This window comes from Pseudarthrobacter sp. J1763, from assembly GCF_050490295.1.
Classification (GTDB): domain Bacteria; phylum Actinomycetota; class Actinomycetes; order Actinomycetales; family Micrococcaceae; genus JBNPEO01.
This window is the reverse complement of sequence record NZ_JBNPEN010000005.1, coordinates 169,905-187,058: the sequence shown is the minus strand read 5'-3', so window position 1 is coordinate 187,058 and position 17,154 is coordinate 169,905. Positions and strand designations below refer to the sequence as shown.

Here is a 17,154-nt window from a genome sequence, read left to right as displayed (position 1 = left end):
CTCCCTGTTTGCTGGCTGCTTTGAGAATTGAAACCTAAAGCAGACCATACTCGCGTGGCGCCGTGCAGGGTAGAGGAATTTGCCTACTGGAATGTTTAGAGAGCGCGAATCATCCGGGTGTTGCCAAGGGTGTTCGGTTTAACGCGGGCCAAGTCCAAAAATTCGGCCACACCTTCGTCGTGGGAACGCAGAAGCTCGGAGTACACGGCAGGGTCAACACCGCTTTGTACCGCCATCACTTCGAAGCCGTGCTTTTGAAAGAAGTCCACTTCAAAAGTCAGGCAAAAAAGCCGGCTAACGCCAATTTCCACGGCGTCTTTGAGCAACCGGGTGACCAACTGGTGCCCCACACCCCGGCCACGCCAAGCGCTGTCAGTGGCAAGAGTGCGGATTTCTCCGAGGTCCTCCCACATAATGTGCAAGGCTCCGCACCCAATCACTGTTCCGTCTTCGGTGACTGCCACGCGGAACTCTTGAAGGGCCTCGTAGTACGCCACGGATTCCTTGGCGATCAAAATTCGCTCTTCGGCCAGCGGCGCCACCAATGCTTTGATGGCGGGGACGTCGGAAGTGCGGGCGGGCCGAATCTGGAACGTGGAACTCACGTTCCCCATAGTACGGCCCACCCACACTGTGCCCAACGCTGGTTACTGCAACAGTGACCAAGCGGATAGTTTGAGCTTTCCTAGAACCCGGGTTTACAAACCTAGGGTTTCTGGCAGGCCAAGGTCTTTGTCCAAAACATGCTTGGCCAAGAACTGCTCAACCACGCCGTACCAAACCTTCGAGTGCTGCGGCTGTAGGACCCAGTGGTTTTCATCTGGGAAGTACAAAAAGCGGTGCGGGGTTTTACCGTCGTCGTCAGCGGCGAGCTTGGACTTGGAAAGCAGCTCATACCAAAGACGCAAACCTTCGCCGATCGGCACACGGTAGTCCTTGTCTCCGTGTACCACCAGCATGGGTGTGCTGATGTTCTCCACGTGGTGGTGAGGCGAGTTGGCCTCAATCATTTCTGGGGTCATCTCTTTGAGCCAATACATTGCCGCATCCGTGGTGGCGCCAAACTGATCCAGTGCCCACAGGCTGGCGTGGGTGACGATTGCCTTAAACCGGTCAGTGTTTCCGGCAACCCAGTTGGCCATGTACCCGCCGAAGGAACCACCCATTGCGGCGGTGCGTGTGTGATCGATGTCTGTACGTTTTTCCACAGCATCGGTCAGCGCCATCAAGTCGGTGTACGGGTTTTTACCCCAGTCGCCCCAACCGCGTTGAATGTAGTCCTGACCGTAACCGGTTGACAGTGCCGGATCTGGCAAGAGCACTGCATATCCCTTGGCAGTGAGCAGCCACGGGTTCCAACGCCAGGTCCACGCATTCCACGAACCCAAAGGCCCGCCATGAATCCAGAGCAGTAGCGGAGCCGGGTTTGCTTCCGAAGCACCCTCCGGCAAGGCCAAGTAGCCGGGGACCCGGACACCATCCGCTGCGGCGGTCTCAACACGCTCCAGTTTTCCCGGGAAGGAGGGCCGTTCGGCGGGAGCTTGCAGGCGTGTCACTTCACCACTTGCAAGATCAATGCGCACCACCTCGGAGGGAAACTCGTAGGAGCTGCGCAGCGCGTAGGCCGTTTTGCCGTCCGGCGCAACCAGAACATTCGTGTACGCCGAGGCATCCTTCGTCACCCGGGTGACGGCCCCGTCAGCCACCGAGACGGCGAACAGCGGCGAGGCGCCGTCGTCGTCAGCTGTAACCAATACTGAGCTGCCGTCTGGAAGCCACGCCACTGGGTGCCCCCACCTGTCCCAATCGGGGGCGAGCTCACGGGACTGGCCCGTGGCAACATCCAGAAGGTTCATCCGGACGCGCGGCGCTTCCTGCGGGGTGGTATGCGACTCCGCGACAAACGCCAGCGTCCCATTGTCCGGGCTCACCGGCCCAGCGTAAAAATCCAATCCTTCGGTATCCAAAAGTGTCCGCATGGTTCCGGATTCGGTGTCCACGGAAACAAGATCGCCGCGCATGTCGCCGCGTGCCACACCTCGGTTCAGGGTGGTGTAGATGGTTTTGCCGTCCGGGCTCACGGAGCTGTGACTCTCGCGCAGCTGTCCACGCACGTGTGGGGTGAGGTTGCGGAGCTTTAGTGGTGGCAGCGCGTCCACGGTGGTGGGTACTGCCGCTGCGTCAGCACGCTTCTCTGTATCAGCTTGTGTATCGGGTTCGACGGCGAACAGGCGCGGCTCCGCGGGCCCAAGGTCAGCGTCCCAATTACGCACCGGGTATCCACTGTGGAGGATAGCTGCGACTGACTTGTCCTTGCGGGACTTGCGGCGCTCCTCGTCTTCGCTTTCGTCAGCGGCGCCGGACAAAACCGAGGCCGAAACAAAAGTCGCCTCGGCAGCGGAAGCAGTAAGAACCTCAGAGATTCCGCCAGCACGGGATAAGACCACACGAGCCTCGCCACCAGCAGCCGGCAAGAGCCACAGTGCGTTGACCGGGTCATCTTCCGAGGTTTCAGGATCGGGCCGGGCGGAGGTGAAATACAGGTCGCCGCTGGCTGTAAACACAGCACCGGCCTCGCCTTTGGCGCTTCGAGTAATACGACGCGCGGGCCGGGCACCTTCCGGGTCCAACTCCCACAACGCCGACTTGTACTCGGTGGCCTTGTTGTTGAGCGTTGCCACGGTAGTGACGAGTCGCTTCCCGTCCGGGCTGAGGGCCAGGCCGCTAACTCGGGGGATGGCCAAATAGTGATCCATGTTGTGGAACGGTGTGGAAGAAGTCATAGCTCCATCCAAGCCGGATTGTGAGCTAAATTACAGGGCTTTCACTCAGAGTGAATCGTTTACTTCAGGCCTAACCCACCTGAGACAACATTGTGGCTGTTCCCTTCGAAGGGAACAGCCACAATGACTATCTAGTTGGCTTGGGGGATGGCGCTAGTTGTTGCCAAACTTTTCTTGGGCACCATCGATCATTTCGTTGGCCTTGTCGCCGAAGCCACCGAGCTTGTCACTGTGCTGCTCTTGCAAGCCGTCTACAGCCTCGTTGGCCTTGCCGGACAAATCACCGAGGCCGCCGAAGCCGCCCTCTTGCTGCTGTCCATTCGGGTCATTACCCTCGGTGGGCTGACGCTCACCATCCGGGTTGTTCAGGCCGCCCTCATTGTTGAAGATGCCTTCAGTGGTGTTCTCTACATTTTTCGGATTGAATTCGGTGCTCATTTGCCTACCTCTTTCCGTTGCTGGAGAAATGCTTTTCAGGCCGAGCTAGCTTGGCCTTTTCGGTACTTGCCGGGGTAACCCGACGCACCCACCGTAAGCACGGCACCTTGTATATGGCTACCCAGAACCTCCCAGATCGCCAGGATTTCGCCATCGGTGAAACGACTGTGCCTCCCACACCAGATGGTGTGGGAGGCACAGTCGTTTGCATCTAATTAGGCGCTATTTCGCCTAAGCGGACGGTGCGATTTCCGGGATCCGCGGCTTGGACATTCCAGCGAAAGTGAACTTTGCATCGTCACCTTCACCCTCGACATCCACCAACACAATGTCACCAGCATTAAGCTCGCCGAAGAGGATCTTCTCAGAGAGCTGATCCTCAACCTCGCGCTGAATGGTCCGGCGCAAGGGGCGGGCGCCCATAGCGGGATCGTAACCCTTGGTAGCCAACAGAACCTTGGCGGCAGGGGTGAGCTCGATGCCCATGTCCTTGTCCTTCAGGCGTGCCTCGAGGCGGCCAACAAACATGTCCACGATCTCGATGATCTCGTCCTGGGTCAGCTGCGGGAAGACCACAACATCGTCAACACGGTTCAAGAACTCGGGCCGGAAGTGCTGCTTGAGCTCCTCCGTCACACGGGCACGCATCCGGTTGTAGCCGGTCTGAGTGTCAGTGCCCGACTGGAACCCGGTCATGACTCCCTTGGAAATGTCGCGGGTACCAAGGTTGGTGGTCATAATGATCACGGTGTTCTTGAAGTCCACAACACGGCCCTGGGAATCGGTCAGGCGACCATCTTCGAGGATCTGCAGGAGCGAGTTAAAGAGATCAGCGTGAGCCTTCTCAACCTCGTCAAAGAGAACCACGGAGAACGGACGACGGCGGACCTTTTCAGTCAGCTGTCCACCTTCCTCGTAGCCAACATATCCGGGAGGTGCACCGAAGAGACGGGAAACGGTGTGCTTCTCCGAGTACTCAGACATGTCCAAGGTGATGAGAGCGTCTTCGTCGCCGAAGAGGAACTCCGCCAAGGCCCTAGCCAGCTCAGTCTTACCAACACCGGTGGGGCCGGCGAAGATGAACGAGCCACCAGGACGCTTGGGATCCTTAAGACCTGCGCGGGTACGGCGGATAGCCTGCGAGATCGACTTAATGGCGTCATCCTGACCCACCACACGCTTGTGCAGTTCGTCTTCCATCTTGAGTAGTCGGGTGGACTCCTCTTCGGTGAGCTTGAAGACGGGAATACCAGTGGAGTTGGCAAGAACTTCAGCGATCAGTTCTTCATCGACCTCGGAAATGTCATCCATGCCACCGGACTTCCAAGCACGCTCTTTTTCAGCGCGCTCGGCAATGAGCTTCTGCTCCTTGTCACGCAAGGAAGCTGCACCCTCAAAGTCCTGAGAATCAATGGCGGATTCCTTGGCCAACTTGAGCTCGGCCACCCGCTCATCCATTTCCTTGAGCTCCGGCGGTGCTGTCATCCGGCGGATACGCAAGCGTGCGCCAGCCTCATCGATCAAGTCGATGGCCTTGTCCGGCAAAAAGCGGTCAGAAATGTAACGCTGAGCCAAAGTAGCTGCAGCTGTCAGTGCACCGTCAGTGATGCTGACGCGGTGGTGTGCCTCGTAGCGGTCACGCAGGCCCTTGAGGATCTCAATGGCGTGTGCGACGTTGGGCTCAGCAACCTGGATGGGCTGGAAACGACGCTCAAGAGCAGCATCTTTTTCAATGTGCTTGCGGTACTCATCCAGAGTGGTTGCACCAATGGTCTGCAGTTCGCCACGAGCCAGCATGGGCTTGAGGATGGACGCCGCATCGATTGCGCCTTCGGCAGCACCGGCACCAACGAGTGTGTGGATCTCATCGATGAACAAGATGATGTCTCCGCGGGTACGGATTTCCTTGAGGACCTTTTTCAGGCGCTCTTCGAAGTCACCGCGGTAGCGTGAGCCGGCCACCAAAGAACCGAGGTCAAGGGTGTAAAGCTGCTTATCCTTGATGGTTTCCGGTACGTCACCACGAACAATCGCCTGAGCCAAACCTTCGACGACGGCAGTCTTACCGACGCCGGGTTCACCAATCAACACAGGGTTGTTTTTGGTGCGTCGCGAGAGGACCTGCATAACGCGTTCCATCTCGTGCTCACGGCCAATAACCGGATCAAGCTTGTTCTCGCGGGCCGCCTGCGTCAGGTTGCGGCCAAACTGGTCCAAAACTGCCGAGCCAGCGGGAGTACCTTCCGGCTGACCGCCACCCACACCAGCAGTGGCAGACTCTTTACCCTGGTAACCGGAGAGGAGCTGGATAACCTGCTGACGAACGCGGTTCAGGTCTGCACCGAGCTTAACCAGCACCTGGGCTGCAACACCTTCACCCTCGCGGATGAGGCCCAACAGGATGTGCTCGGTACCGATGTAGTTGTGGCCCAGCTGCAGTGCTTCTCGCAGCGAGAGCTCAAGAACCTTTTTGGCACGCGGCGTGAACGGGATGTGACCCGAGGGGGCCTGCTGACCCTGTCCAATAATCTCTTGAACCTGTTCGCGCACTGCGTCCAGGGAGATGCTCAAGGACTCAAGTGCCTTAGCGGCAACACCTTCACCCTCATGGATCAGACCCAAAAGGATATGTTCGGTGCCAATGTAATTGTGGTTGAGCATGCGTGCCTCTTCTTGGGCAAGCACCACCACACGACGGGCACGGTCCGTAAATCGCTCAAACATTTCGCCACACTCCTAGCTACGACGTACCTCGATGCTACGTGGCTGTGTGGCCGAAATGTGGCGTGTTCGCCAGAGGGGAAATCCACTGTGGCGAACACGCACTAAATACTTAGGAGTTGGCTTGGTGATAAGCCTCTTGGATGTGCGCCTGAATACGGCCACGAGTGCTCACGGTGTACCCGTTAGCTTTGGCCCATTCACGAATCCGGGCGGTCTCCATGTTGCGCTGTGGGCCAGAACCATAGCGAGCACGGGGCGCTTTGCCCGAGGAGTCTTTGCGGGCTACGTCAACGTAGCGTGCCAAAGATTCACGCAATTCTGCTGCGTTGCTCGAGGACAAATCAATCTCGTAATGGGATCCGTCAAGGCTGAATCGGACTGTCTCGTCGGCTGATCCACCGTCGAGATCGTCGATCAAGATGATCTTTACCTTCTGTGCCATTTCTCAGACTCTCTATTGGGGAATAGTGGCTTGAATCAAAAGCCCAGTAAAGTTTCGCCGGACGATTTAGACAAGTATCTCTGCAATATCCCTAACGAGTCAAAGAATAATCTAGTTCCCGGTTTTTTTAGCTTCCGCAGATAAATCCTCAGATCGCACAGATTCCGATGAAGATGGCGTGGAATTCGAAGCCATCGAATCAGCCTCCTGCTCAGCAGCCGCAAGCGCCTGACGTTCAGCACGATCAACGTTAAACAGAGCCCGCATGGCAAACCAGAAGATCAAGCCCACAACCAGTGAGGGAAGAATAACTGCCACGTACTCCATAATTAGCGCGCCTCAGGCTTGAGCAGTGGGAACAAAATGGTTTCGCGAATACCCGTTCCCGTGAAGAGCATCACCAGACGGTCAATGCCCAAACCGATTCCACCCATAGGCGGCGCACCGTATTCGAGAGCGCGGAGGAAGTCCTCATCCAGCTGCATGGCTTCGTCGTCACCGGCAGCTGCCATTTTCGACTGAGCCGTCAGACGCTCACGCTGAATAGCGGGGTCAATCAGCTCGGAGAATGCAGTACCGCACTCCATACCGGCGATGATCAAATCCCAAGCCTCAATAAGCCGGCCATCTGTGCGGTGCTGGCGGGCCAAAGGCTGCGCCGACGGCGGATAATCGTAAACATAAGTGGGATTAATAAGTGTTGGTTCAACAATTTCACCAAAAAGTTCCACAACAAGTTTTTCAGCATCCCATTTAGGATCAACACTGATCTCGTGAGTTGCTGCAATGGAACGCAAATCTTCGGCACTGGTGTCCGGCGTAATCTCCTGGCCAACAGCTTCTGACAAGCCGGGGTAGACGCTAAGCCACTTCCACTCGCCGTCGAGATTAATCTCGCCTGCCTCGGTCTTAATGACCCGGCCAACACCTGCAGCATCTGCTGCGTCAAGAATGATTTCCTTGAGTCGATCAGCCATCACAAACTGATCCGCCCAAGCTTCATAGCATTCCAAGGTGGTGAACTCGGGGCTGTGAGTTGAGTCCACACCCTCATTGCGGAAGACGCGGCCCAATTCATAAACGCGCTCAATACCACCAACCACAGCACGCTTGAGATAGAGCTCAGTTGCAATGCGCAAAGTCATTTTCTGATCAAAGGCGTTCATGTGCGTCTCGAACGGCCGGGCCGAGGCGCCGCCGTGAACAAGCTGCAAAATCGGCGTTTCAACTTCAACGTAGTCATGACGGTGGAGCGTATCGCGAACGGAACGGGTGACCTTGGCGCGGGTGTAGACCATTTCGCGTGCTTCTTCGCGCACCAAAAGGTCAACATAGCGCTGACGAACCCGAGTTTCCTCGTTCAGATCAGCGTGCAGCACGGGCAAGGGACGCAAGGCTTTAGAAGCCATGGACCAGGAATCGGCCATAACGGACAGTTCGCCACGGCGCGAAGAAATAACCTCACCCTTGATAAACACGTGGTCACCAAGGTCAACTAGCGCCTTCCAATCAGCGAGCGCTGCCTCACCGATGTTGGCCAAGCTCAGCATGGCCTGCAAGCGTGTGCCGTTGCCCTCTTGGAGGGTGGCAAAGCACAACTTACCGGTGTTGCGGATAAAAACTACTCGTCCAGCAACACCAACGGTTTCGCCCGAGGTTTGGTCGGCTTCGAGGTGACCGTATTTTTCCCGCAACTCGCGCAAGGAATGAGTCCGCTCAACACCTACCGGATATGCCTCGTCACCGCGTTCAATCAGCTTGGCGCGCTTCTCGAGGCGGATGCGCATCTGCTCGCTTGCGTCGGCTGGCTCGGCGGCCACGGCTGTGTTGGGGGTGTTTTCTGCAGTCACAGTCCCCAAGTTTACGGCAGTTGCCACCGGCCCTGTTGTGCCTACCATGGCGGGGTGAATGTTGAAGTAATTCAAGGGAACGACGACGCCACTCACCTCGAGCTGCACAGCTTCCTTCCGAGGGTGCCCCTAGAGGTGACTAATACAGCGCCCAGCCAGCAACCCGGCGTCGTACTTATTCACGGCACCGTGGTCACTGACCGGCTGTACTGGCCCTTCGCTAGGCGGCTGGCCCGCACCCTAGACCGCCCGGTGTATAGCTACAACAGGCGTGGACGCGGGGCCAGCTCTGGCCAGCTAAAGGATTATTCGATCGCCGATGAAATCGCTGATCTGAAAACCGTGATGAATTACACAGGATCAGCGGACGTTTTGGGGCACAGTTTTGGTGGATTCGTAGCCCTCAGTGCCGCATTAGAACTGCCAATCCGCAGGCTGGTCACTTACGACGCAGCTGTCTCACTGGACGGGAATTTGCAGAGCCGTTGGCGCCCCGAATTGGAGGTGGACACGGCGTCCGGCAGGCTGGACCATGCTTGGGCCCACCTGGTCCAGGGACTGGGAACTGCCGGACCTATCTCAAAACTTCCGCTGAACATGCTTCGAGGAATCTCAATGCTGTCAGCGAAGACACCGCGTGGTTCTGAAATGCGTGCACTACTACCCACGGCGGTAGTGGAGATGCGCGCCCTGCTAAGAGCGGACCGAACAGCGGCAGATTTTGCAAACATCGAGGTCCCCACACTGATGCTCTCCGGCCAATTCAGCCCCGAGTACTTTGGCCAAACGGGGCTCGCTCTAGCCGCCGCCTCGCCTCTGATCACCTTCCGCACCATCCCCTTCCAACAACACGAAGGCCCCATCCGCCCCGGACCGGCATTGATGCGCAATGTGCGGGAATTTTTGGGCCCGGAGCTTACATAGGATGGTTCAGTGAAAGAACGCAAGCTCAACACCGACGACGGCGGCCTGCTCGCGCTCTACAGCTACGGCCAAGAAGACGCCCCCGGCGAGCGCCGTGTTGTTGTGGTGGGCGGGGCATTCCTGACCGCCTTGATCTACCGACCCTTCTCCATGGCCCTAGCTGCCGAACTGGACAAGATCACTGGCGAAGGCCGGGGCTGGGCCGTCGATGTGTACGATCGCCGTGGTCGGGGTGGTTCCAGCGAGCAGCCTGATGACTACTCGATGGAAACAGAAATCAGCGATCTTCGGCTGGTTCTAGAAACCACCGGTGCCCGCAACATTTTTGGCCACTCCCTCGGTGGGGCTGTTGCCTTGAACGCCGCGCAGCGATTCGCCGGAACGCCACTTGAACCGGCCCGTTTGGCCGTTTACGACGCCGCCGTGAACCTTGACGGGGATATGGACGTTTCGTGGCTGCCCAGTTTTGAAAAGGCAGTCAACGACGGCGACGTGCGGCGCGCCTTGGCCCGGCTCCGCAAAGGTATGCAACCAGCGAGCACACTTTCCCGCGTTCCCGAGCCGATCTTGGTTGGGCTAATGGCCGTGGTTTCACGGACCAAGGTGAACAAAATGTTCGGCCAGTTGATGCCGAGCGGTGTGGGTGAGCTCAAAGCAGCAATCGGTGTCAGCAACGTGGTGGAAGATTTCGCCGTTTTGCCCAAAACCACACGTTTCTTTGTTGGTGCCAAAAGTCCGTCCTATTACAAAGTCACGGCAGAGAAGTTACATCAAAGCGTCCATGGCAGCGGGCTACAGGTTTCGCCCAAGGGTGTCCACGGTTCCATCCCCGCAGCTGTCAAAGTGCTCGTGAGTGACATCGCAAAGTACTTCGCCGCCTAAGCCTCAGCGCATAGCCCTTCCACAGCTAAAACAGCTAGGCTCAAAGCATGACCCGCGAGATGATCACCACCACCGACTCGGCCGCGCTGGAACTGTTCACCACCGGCGCCGAATTTCGCTCCAATGGTCCGGGCGTCGTCGTCGTTATTGGTTCAATGGTGACGGCCGCTGACTACAGCAAGTTTTCGCACAAACTCAGCGCCGCCCTTGAACGTCCCATTCATACGCTCAACCGGCGTGGGCACGGGGCCTCCTCCGCGCAGGCTGCGGATTACACGCTAGAACGCGACATTCAAGACCTTCAAGTGATTCTTAACCACACCGGTGCCACAGACATTTTTGGGCACAGTTTTGGTGGCGGGTTGGCCCTTCACGCCGCCCGCACTGTCCCAGTTGATCGGCTGGCTGTTTACGATCCGGCTGTCTCCGTCAACCACAGTGTTGTGGCCTCATGGATTCCCGAATACGAAAAGGCCACGGCTACCGGAGATCTGGATAAGGCTGCCGCCATTGCGGTGAAGGGCCTGGACGCCGGTGGGGCTGTGTCCCGGATGCCGCTATACATGCTCTCCTTGGCCAGCAAGATCACAGCGAACACACCTCTGGCCAAGCAGATTCGTGAGCAGCTGCCCAACGGTGTGCGAGAAATCAAGGCGCTCATTGCTGCGGATATGCCGGCCGAGCCGTTCTTGGAACTACCGCTCGAGACGCTGATTATGGTGGGGGAAAAGAGCCCCGCGTACTTCGGTGTGGCGTGCGGGCAGATTCACGATGTTCTCTCCGGATCCAGCTACTCGGTTTTGGACGGTTACGGGCACGACGGCGTTAATCGCGCGCCGGACAAACTCATCACCGAACTTGCTGAGTTCTTCGCAAGCTAGTTCCGCTCGCCCTCCCGCGCAGCGTTTCCCTCCCGCCGTCATCCAGCGCACGCCCTCACCCAGCGCCGAGTGGGCACTTGACGCGGGTGTTTACGCCAAACATGCGCGTTAAGTGCCAACTCGGCGGGAAAAAGAGGCGGGTACTAGTGGTGCGCTGCGGCGGCTGCGTTCGCTGGGTCGCCAGTGCGGCGCATCATCACCGAGAGGATCACTGCCACGACGGCGATCAGCGCCGCTGTGAGGAAGGCCGCCTGGGTGCCCACCACCAGATTGCCTGACGCTGCAGAAGCAATGGCGAAGATCGAGACCAGCAACGCCGTCCCAGCAGCACCAGCCACTTGCTGCAAGGTGCTGATAATTGCCGAACCGTGGGAATACAGCGCCGGCGGCAAGGGGTTGAGCCCGTTAGTGAAGGCCGGCGTAAAGATCAGGGCTAAAGCAACATTGAGTACCGTCTGAACAATCGCGATCCACCACAGTTCAGTGTAATCGGTCAGCATCGAGTACTGCCATAGGGACAACACCATAAGAATCGAGCCGGAAATCGTGAGCGGCTTGGGCCCGAACTTGTCATACAAACGCCCAATAAATGGCCCCGTAAGCCCCATGGCCAACCCACCCGGAAGCAGAAGCAAGCCGGTGGTCAGGGTGTCCACGTGCAGCACGCGCTGAAGGTAGATCGGCAGCAAAATGACCGAGCCAAACAGCGCGAGCATGGCCACCACCATCAATAGAACTGAGACTGTAAACATCCGGTAGTTGAAGGCGCGCAGGTCCAAAAGGGGTGCGTCGTGCTTCTGGAGGCGCAACTGACGCACGACAAAAAAGGAGCATGCTCACCACTCCGATGGCCAAAGCGGTCACTGCAGCGACGGACACACCTGTTGACCCGGCGTCGTGGTTTCCCAGCTGACTAAGCCCATACACCAGGCCACCGAAGGCCGGAACGGTGAGCAGCACCGAGAGGGTGTCCAGCTTTTGCTGACCGGTCTCCCCCACGTTCGTGAGGAATTTGGCGCCAATAATCATTGCGGCAATGGCGATCGGCAGCACAAAAAGGAAGATAAAACGCCACGAGAAGTTGGCCAAAATGAGCCCTGAAACGGTGGGGCCAAGGGCCGGTGCCACCGAGATAGCGATGGTGATATTTCCCATCACCATCCCGCGTTTGGACATGGGCACCAGCGTCAAAATGGTGGTCATCAGCAGCGGCATCATCACGGCGGTTCCGGCAGCTTGAATCACACGCGCGACCAACAGCATGGCAAAGCCCTGGGACACTACGGCGAGCGCCGTGCCAGCGGTGAAGAGGCCGATTGCGAGCAAAAACGCCTGCCGGGTACTGAGGCGTTCCAGAATGAATCCGGTGGTGGGGATTACCACGGCCATGGTGAGCATAAACCCGGTGGCGAGCCACTGAACGGTGCTCTCATTCACTGACAGATCGCTCATCAGGTGCGGCAGGGCAACGTTGAGGATTGTCTCGTTCAAAATGACCACAAAAGTAGCCACCAGCAAGGTGACAATCACCGTGACGGACTGGCGCGAAAGCTTGTCCGTCTCCGGGGAATCGGCGGCAAGTGCGACGGCGGGTGGCTCGCTTTGCGCTTGCGGGGCGGAGTTAGACATAGGTGACCTCAGATGTGTTGGTGCGAGAGTTGCGCTGGCGGTGACGCTTTTTTGGAGGGGAGACATGCGCCAGCGCGTGCGGGGATATGAGCTTACAACTGCGAAAAAACGTGACTATTCCCGCCACTACCGAGATCCTTTCTGCGCCCGCAAGCGCGGCATTGTTTAGGAGCTCAGCGGCACGTTGTCGATCAGACGTACCGGGCCCACCCGGGCAGCGATGATGGCTAGGCCTTCGCCGCGGAAGGGGGTGTCTTGGCAGTTCTCCGCGAGCGGCTCCAATGTGGCGGGATCCACCACCTCGAAGTAGTCCAAAGCCACCCGAGATTCAGATTTCACTAGAGCTCGCGCTGACTCAAGGTCCAAGGGTTCGTGAGCAAGTGCTCGCGACTCAATCAAACGAAGCGCCCGGGAGAGCACCAGAGCCGCCTCTCGCTCTTTATCGGACAAAAAGCGGTTCCGACTCGAAAGCGCCAGTCCGTCAGCGGAGCGGACAGTGGGTACCGCCACAATCTCCACGGGGAAGTTCAAGTCAGAGACCATCCGCCGAACCAGGCTCAATTGTTGGGCGTCCTTTTGACCAAAATAGGCCCGGTACGTCTGGGCAGCGGAGATCCCGTAGTGCAGCAACTTGGCAACGATGGTCAGGGCACCGTCGAAGTGGCCCGGACGCGAGGCGCCCTCCCACTTTTCCCCGAGTCTGCCGGAGGTGATCCGAATGAGCGGCTCCCCACCGGGGTAGACCTCATCCACGCTTGGCGCGAAGACCAAGTCCACGCCCTCCGCGTCCAAAAGCTCTAGGTCAGCATCCAAGGTGCGGGGATAGCGGTCCAGATCTACTGCATCACCGAACTGCAAGGGGTTTACAAAAATTGTGGCTACTACAACGTCATTCGCGGCAACAGCGGTGCGGGCCAGAGTGGCGTGGCCTTCGTGAAGAGCACCCATGGTGGGCACCAGTCCCAGCGAGCTACCGCCCTTTTCAGCCAAGAGCTCGCGGCTCGCGGCCCGCAGTTCCGCCGCTGTGGTGACTAACTTAATGGCCATCGTGGGGCCCTTCCTCACTCTCCGGGAGATGCCCGGGTTCTAATGCCTTTTCTAGCTGCGCTAATTGGTCCTGACGCAAGATTCCACGGTCCGCACCACGGCGCGCCGTGGCATCCGCCATCGCGGTGTATGCGGCCAAAATGTCTCCCGAATGGCCGCCATCGTGATCTCGCAGTGCGCTGACGTGAGCCTGGACTGTGCCCACATCTCCGCGCGCAACCGGACCGGTCAATGCGCCCTCCCCGGAAGCCAAAGCATTCTCCAACGATGCTCGCAGAAGCGGTCCCAGCATACGCTCTGGGTTCTCTACCCCCACATCACGCAGAAGCTGGGCCGATTGGGCAGCAAGAGTCACCAAGTGGTTGGAACCGTGCGCCAATGCAGCGTGATACAGGGTCCGGTCAGCCTCAGCGATTGCCACCGGCTCGGCTCCCATCTCCACCACCAGTGCTTGGGCAATGGGCAACATGGCCGGATCTGCAGTAACACCAAAAGTGCAGTCCGGGAGCCGGGCCAGATCAAGGCTCAACCCCGTAAACGTCATGGCCGGGTGGATGGCAAGCGGAACAGCCCCTGCGGCACGAATAGGAGCCAAAACACTTACCCCAAAACGCCCAGAAGTGTGCGCCACAAGCTGGCCCGGCTGCCATGCACCAAGCTTCGCGAGGCCCTCCACCAAAGGTGCCAAGGCGTCGTCCGGCACTGCTAAAAGAACCAGCTCGGCGCGCTCCACTATTTCCTGGACCTCAAGAACGGGGACGCCAGGCAAGAGGTTCTCAGCCCGCTCGCGGCTCGCTTCAGAAACCGCTGAAACACCGACGACGGCGTGCTCGGCAGCCCGTAATGCCGCACCAAGGATGGCACCAACTTTGCCTGCGCCAATAATGCCCACGCCGAGGCGTCCTGGCTTAGCCATGGTGATTCTCCTGCTGAGTTTGTGGCGTGAGCCAGTGTTCGTTGTGTTGTCTGCCCCTGGCCTCGCGTGCCCGGCGGGCCTGCTGCTCAAACAACTCTTGCCCTTCACGGAGACTGGCTTGAAGTAAGCGTGGCGTCACCGGTCCGGGGCTTGTGTGCAGGATCAAATCTACAAGCCCAAAGCGACGAGCCAAAGGTCCTTGCACCAGGGCCATGGACTGGGTGCGCTCGTGCGGGACCAGCACTAGGGTTCGCCACAACCGGCCAGAACGAATCAGCAGGGCGGAGTCAATGACAGCGAAACCATTGCGACGGTACGCCAGTGGAGAGAGAAAGCGAGCCTGGCGGGGGGAAGTGCGGAAAGCAGCGGGCTCCGAATTCTGCCTAGTCTTGGGCGTCAAACCCATCAGCCCTGCTCCAAACACTCCAGCTTGGTGAGCGTCCATGCCGGGCACAACTAAGGCGACCATTGCCACTACTTGGCCTTGAGTTCCTACGGGCAAAAGCAGAGTCCGCTGGCCATTTTCGCCCTCCGAAGAAGCCCCATAGCCGGCCACATTAACCTGAATCCGGTACCAGCCAAAGAGTCGCCACAAGGGTGATTGGGAAACTTTGAGGGCTTGAATTCGGCCCGGTGGCACGGTTTGTGTACGAGTGTCCAGTAGCCCATAACGCAAGCGAATTCCATCCATGGACCAGCTAGCGACGAAATTGAATCCCTTATTGAACGCGCTCCAATAGGAAGCACCAATACCTAGAGCGGCCGGGATCAAATACAGATAAAAAGCCCCAGATTCGGTGAGTACGCTCAAAACCACGGAGGCTGCGGCACCCAAAAGCACACCAACAGTGGCCTCGGAAATGACAATGGATCCCAAGAGTCGCCCATGGGGAACCGACAGAACATGGCGTTCCGCGAGCTGGGGCGCCAAAGACTGGGGCGTTGAAGACACGGGCGTTGAAGACTCGGGTTCCGAAGACTCATGCGGAACTGTCGCTTGCGTTAAATCCCCTTGCGCCGGGCCCGAGGCAACGGACTTCGAACCTGCAGCCTTCAAACCTGCAGCCCGGGCCAAAATAGTTGCCCGTAGTTCCTTGGCGTCCTCAAGCTTCAAAAATGACAGTTTCACCGCCGATTGCCCCGCGTCGGCCACCTCAAAACGCAACTCGGCCAACCCAAAAATTCGCGCCAAAAACGGCTGCACAATGTCGATCGCCTGAACGCGATCCAAACGTGCCTGACGGCTTTGCCTAAACAAAATTCCGCTATTTATCCGCACATGATCGGCCCCCACCTGATACCTAGTGGTCAGCCAGCTCAGCACAAAACCAAGCAGGAAAAGCAACAGCAAAACCCCGCCGATTACTGCAATCCGCGCCAACCGGCCGGAATCAATATCCGCCTCATCCCACGCTGGGCGTCCCTGCACTAGCCGTTCAAGAACATCCCGGCCCACAAAGTACAAAACGGCAGCCAAACCAACCCAGCCACGTACAAAAGGGGAAGCCGGGTGCACACGCTTCCACTCGTCGTCGTACGTGTTTGCACCGGGGTCAGGGTCAACGCCCGGCACAGCGTTCACACCTCGGCCGAACTTCACAGTCCGGCCAGGCGCGCTTCGCCGCGAGCCGACAGCTGCTCACGTAGCCGTGCGCCTTCGGAGGTTGGAAGACCTGGGATATGGGCGTTTGTGGACGCCGACGCGGTGTGAAGTTTCACGGTGCACAGGCCCAAAACCCGGTCAATTGGCCCCACGCTGACGTCCACGTACTGCATCCGCCCGTACGGGACCACCATGGTTCGTTGGAAAAAAATGCCTTGCCGGATCAGCAGATCATCATCCCGCTCGGCATAACCAATGGCCCTGACTTGGCGCGGAATCAGCAGTATCCGCCACACACACAGCACCAAGTACACTGCCGGAACCGTCACAGCAACCCACAATGGTGGCCACTGCCACCAGCCCAGCTGCACCAGAAGCAGTGGGGCGCTAAGAATGGCCAGAAAGATTAGGCTCGAAATGGCCAAACCAAGAATGCGCACACGAACGTACTTGGGAGAAACGCGCGTCCATACAATTCCTGGCGGATCAATCGGCTCGGCTGGCATACTCCCCCTCATTTTTGGGTTTGGCAACACGTCCGGAACTTGATGCATCGCCGCCACCGCTGGGCGCGTCATCCTCCGGGGGAACGCGGCAAAAACGCTCCACCACCAAGCCAACCGCCACCATCACTAAACCACCGCCGGCCATTATCAACCCCGACCAGACGTTCGCCTGGCCACTCGAATATGCCAAAAACCTCAACTGATCCAGCACAATACCGGCGTGCCAACCGAACAAAACAGCGCCAGCATATGCCGCTGCTTGAGCCAGCAGCAAGGTCCGGGCGGCCAAGATCGGATCCAAGCGCGTTTTGGTCGGATTGTTCTTCCACCGCAAGATTCGCAGGCCCAGTATGAGGGTCAAAGCAGCAATCACACCCACCGTTATCAGGGCGCTTAGCGGTAGCAATGGGGTGGAAAAACTGTACTTGGCAGCCATCAAGGAAACCACCCACGCCACAACGGCGAGCGCACCAGCGATCGCCACAAGAATCATAGGACGGATGGACTTCATAACTACATACTCTCCGCT

Annotated in this window: 15 protein-coding genes and 1 pseudogene; 3 read left to right on the top strand and 13 right to left on the bottom strand. The window is 58.3% G+C overall.

Going from position 1 to position 17,154, the window contains the following annotated elements; translation table 11 throughout:
• Positions 1-95: 95 nt before the first annotated feature.
• The 7 genes from ACQQCD_RS07160 to lysS all read right to left on the bottom strand — a co-directional run bounded on the left by ACQQCD_RS07160 (position 96) and on the right by lysS (position 8,237).
• Positions 96-614 carry an amino-acid N-acetyltransferase gene (locus ACQQCD_RS07160; RefSeq protein ID WP_430267703.1) on the bottom strand — a complete coding sequence of 173 codons (519 nt, stop codon included), beginning with the start codon at positions 612-614 and terminating at the stop codon, positions 96-98.
• 84 nt (positions 615-698) lie between these two features.
• Positions 699-2,783 carry an alpha/beta fold hydrolase gene (locus ACQQCD_RS07155; protein ID WP_430267702.1) on the bottom strand — a complete coding sequence of 695 codons (2,085 nt, stop codon included), beginning with the start codon at positions 2,781-2,783 and terminating at the stop codon, positions 699-701.
• A gap of 153 nt (positions 2,784-2,936) precedes the next feature.
• A complete protein-coding gene (locus ACQQCD_RS07150) occupies positions 2,937-3,221 on the bottom strand; it encodes a hypothetical protein (RefSeq protein ID WP_430267701.1) in 285 nt (94 codons plus the stop codon).
• 231 nt (positions 3,222-3,452) lie between these two features.
• A complete protein-coding gene (locus tag ACQQCD_RS07145) occupies positions 3,453-5,945 on the bottom strand; it encodes an ATP-dependent Clp protease ATP-binding subunit (RefSeq protein ID WP_430267700.1) in 2,493 nt (830 codons plus the stop codon).
• 109 nt (positions 5,946-6,054) lie between these two features.
• Positions 6,055-6,387, bottom strand: a complete 333-nt coding sequence (locus ACQQCD_RS07140; protein ID WP_430267699.1) for a histone-like nucleoid-structuring protein Lsr2 — start codon at positions 6,385-6,387, stop codon at positions 6,055-6,057.
• 111 nt (positions 6,388-6,498) lie between these two features.
• Complete coding sequence (locus ACQQCD_RS07135) at positions 6,499-6,714, bottom strand: hypothetical protein (RefSeq protein ID WP_430267698.1); 216 nt, start codon at positions 6,712-6,714, stop codon at positions 6,499-6,501.
• Between the two features lie 2 nt (positions 6,715-6,716).
• Entirely contained in the window at positions 6,717-8,237 is a 1,521-nt protein-coding gene (gene lysS, locus ACQQCD_RS07130; RefSeq protein WP_430267697.1) for a lysine--tRNA ligase, read from the bottom strand.
• Positions 8,238-8,291: 54 nt separating this feature from the next.
• Here lysS and ACQQCD_RS07125 point away from each other — a divergent pair, with 54 nt between their 5' ends.
• The 3 genes from ACQQCD_RS07125 to ACQQCD_RS07115 are packed head-to-tail and all read left to right on the top strand — an operon-like array spanning position 8,292 to position 10,924.
• The gene (locus tag ACQQCD_RS07125; protein ID WP_430267696.1) at positions 8,292-9,161 is read left to right on the top strand and encodes an alpha/beta fold hydrolase; all 870 of its coding nucleotides are present in this window, start codon (positions 8,292-8,294) and stop codon (positions 9,159-9,161) included.
• A gap of 9 nt (positions 9,162-9,170) precedes the next feature.
• Entirely contained in the window at positions 9,171-10,043 is an 873-nt protein-coding gene (locus tag ACQQCD_RS07120; RefSeq protein ID WP_430267695.1) for an alpha/beta hydrolase, read from the top strand.
• A gap of 47 nt (positions 10,044-10,090) precedes the next feature.
• Positions 10,091-10,924 (top strand): alpha/beta fold hydrolase, encoded by an 834-nt coding sequence (locus tag ACQQCD_RS07115; protein ID WP_430267694.1) that lies wholly within the window; start codon positions 10,091-10,093, stop codon positions 10,922-10,924.
• A gap of 143 nt (positions 10,925-11,067) precedes the next feature.
• On the opposite strand, the pseudogene ACQQCD_RS07110 reads toward ACQQCD_RS07115, so the two are convergent.
• From ACQQCD_RS07110 to ACQQCD_RS07085, 6 genes and pseudogenes are all read right to left on the bottom strand, one after another.
• Positions 11,068-12,553: pseudogene (locus tag ACQQCD_RS07110) on the bottom strand (MDR family MFS transporter).
• Between the two features lie 165 nt (positions 12,554-12,718).
• Positions 12,719-13,600: a pantoate--beta-alanine ligase gene (gene panC, locus ACQQCD_RS07105; protein WP_430267693.1), complete on the bottom strand. Its 882-nt coding sequence runs from the start codon at positions 13,598-13,600 to the stop codon at positions 12,719-12,721.
• Positions 13,590-14,516: a Rossmann-like and DUF2520 domain-containing protein gene (locus ACQQCD_RS07100; protein WP_430267692.1), complete on the bottom strand. Its 927-nt coding sequence runs from the start codon at positions 14,514-14,516 to the stop codon at positions 13,590-13,592. The genes panC and ACQQCD_RS07100 overlap by 11 nt, the downstream gene beginning before the upstream one ends.
• Positions 14,509-16,116, bottom strand: coding sequence for a PH domain-containing protein (locus tag ACQQCD_RS07095; RefSeq protein WP_430267691.1), 1,608 nt, complete (start codon positions 16,114-16,116; stop codon positions 14,509-14,511). Before ACQQCD_RS07095 ends, ACQQCD_RS07100 begins: the two co-directional genes overlap by 8 nt.
• Complete coding sequence (locus ACQQCD_RS07090; RefSeq protein WP_430267690.1) at positions 16,113-16,625, bottom strand: PH domain-containing protein; 513 nt, start codon at positions 16,623-16,625, stop codon at positions 16,113-16,115. The genes ACQQCD_RS07095 and ACQQCD_RS07090 overlap by 4 nt, the downstream gene beginning before the upstream one ends.
• Positions 16,606-17,136, bottom strand: coding sequence for a DUF3180 domain-containing protein (locus tag ACQQCD_RS07085; RefSeq protein ID WP_430267689.1), 531 nt, complete (start codon positions 17,134-17,136; stop codon positions 16,606-16,608). The genes ACQQCD_RS07090 and ACQQCD_RS07085 overlap by 20 nt, the downstream gene beginning before the upstream one ends.
• Positions 17,137-17,154: the final 18 nt, after the last annotated feature.